Annotated in this window: 1 protein-coding gene and 1 pseudogene; both read left to right on the top strand. The window is 73.3% G+C overall.

All coding sequences use genetic code 11. The annotated features are described in order from the left end of the window. A pseudogene (locus ACFU99_RS42235) lies at positions 1-354 on the top strand (FMNH2-dependent monooxygenase); the annotation flags it as partial. Next, entirely contained in the window at positions 351-1,727 is a 1,377-nt protein-coding gene (locus ACFU99_RS42230; protein ID WP_384403723.1) for an NtaA/DmoA family FMN-dependent monooxygenase, read from the top strand. The pseudogene ACFU99_RS42235 and the gene ACFU99_RS42230, both read left to right, overlap by 4 nt. The last annotated feature ends 170 nt before the right edge of the window (positions 1,728-1,897 follow it).

Raw genomic sequence — 1,897 nt, 5'->3', positions numbered from 1 at the left:
GTACTGGCCGCGCTGACCGTCGACCTGACCGACGGCGAGTGCGCGGCGTCGGCCGACTCCGCCTCGTACGAAGGGACGCTCACGGCCGGGCGCGACGGACGCACGCTCTACCGGGGCGGGCCCGTCGGCCTCGCCGAGCTGATCGGCGACTGGCACGGGGCGGGGGCCGCGGACGGCTTCCACATCACGCCCACCGACCCGGACGACGACCTGGAGCGGTTCGTCAACGGCACGGTGGCGCTGCTCCAGCACCGCGGTCTCTTCCGCACCTTCTATCCCGGCGCCACGCTCCGCGACCACCTCGGCCTGCCGCGCCCCGCCAACCGCTACGCACCCGCCGGAGGCATCGCATGAACACACCGGTCAACGACGTGAACACACCGGTCAAGAAGCAGATCCACCTCGCCGCCCACTTCCCGGGCGTCAACGCCACGACCGTATGGGCCGATCCGCGCTCCCGCAGCCAGATCGACTTCTCCTCCTTCGAGCACCTGGCCCGTACGGCCGAGCGCGGCCTGTTCGACTTCTTCTTCCTCGCGGAGGGGCTGCGGCTGCGCGAGCACAAGGGGCGGGTGCATGATCTCGACGTGGTCGGCCGCCCCGAGTCGATCACCGTGCTGAACGCGCTGGCCGCCGTCACCGAGCGCCTGGGGCTGGCCGCCACGGTCAACGCCACCTTCAACGAGCCGTACGAACTGGCCCGGCGGCTCGGCACGCTGGACCACCTCAGCGGCGGCCGGGCCGCCTGGAACGTCGTCACCTCCTCCGACGCCTTCACCGGCGAGAACTTCCGGCGCGGCGGCTATCTCGACCGGGCCGACCGCTACACCCGCGCCGCCGAGTTCGTCGCGACCGCCCGTGAACTGTGGGACTCCTGGGACGGCGGCGACGCCCCCCTGCCCTTCGCCCACACCGGGCGGCACTTCGACGTCTCGGGCGAGTTCGGGGTGCGGCGCAGCCCGCAGGGCCACCCCGTGGTCATCCAGGCGGGCGACTCCGACGAGGGCCGCGAGTTCGCCGCCTCGGCCGCCGACATCATCTTCACCCGGCACGGCACGCTGGAGGCGGGCCGCGAGTTCTACGCCGACGTGAAGCGGCGGCTCGTCGCGTACGGCCGCCGCCCCGGCGACCTCAAGATCATGCCCGGCGTGACCCTCGTGCTCGGCGACACCGCCGCCGAGGCGCAGGAGAAGGCCGCCGAGGTCCGCCGGCTCCAGGTCTCGCCGCAGAACGCGATCCTCGCCCTGGAACAGGTCTGGGGCCGCGACCTGTCCGCGTACGACCCGGACGGGCCGCTGCCCGACATCGATCCGGACCCCGAGAGCCACCTGGTCCAGGGCCGGGTCCGGATCGGCGACCCGCTGGTCGTCGCCGCGAAATGGCGGGCGCTGGCGGCGGCCAAGGGGCTGTCCATCCGGCAGACGGTGATCGAGACGACCGGGCGGCAGTCGTTCATCGGGACGCCGCAGAGCGTCGCGGCGGAGCTGGACGAGTTCGTCCAGACGGACGCCGCCGACGGCTTCATCCTCATCCCGCACCTCACGCCGGGCGGCCTGGACGACTTCGTGGAGCGCGTGGTGCCGCTGCTCCAGGAGCGCGGCTCGTTCCGCACCCGGTACGAGGGCACGACCCTCCGCGACCACCTGGGGCTGCCCCGGCCCGTAGCCCCGTCCGCCTCCGCGGACGCCCCCGCGCGTGGCACGCGCGCGGGGGCTGTGAAAGGTTGAACGACATGAGCGACGACGCACAGCAGCAGTGGAAGGTCTGGCACGAGGGCCGCGTGGCGACGGTCTCCGAGCCGTACGGGCCGCTCGCGCTCACCGGTACGCACTGGCTCGCCGACGCCGAGGACGGCCGCCTTCCGACCCTCGACGGCGGAACCCTCCCCGGCCGCTGG

It is taken from the genome of Streptomyces sp. NPDC057654 (genome assembly GCF_042800135.1).
Taxonomy (GTDB): domain Bacteria; phylum Actinomycetota; class Actinomycetes; order Streptomycetales; family Streptomycetaceae; genus Streptomyces.
Note: the sequence above shows the minus strand (reverse complement) of the source record. Positions and strands in the feature narration are given on the sequence as shown.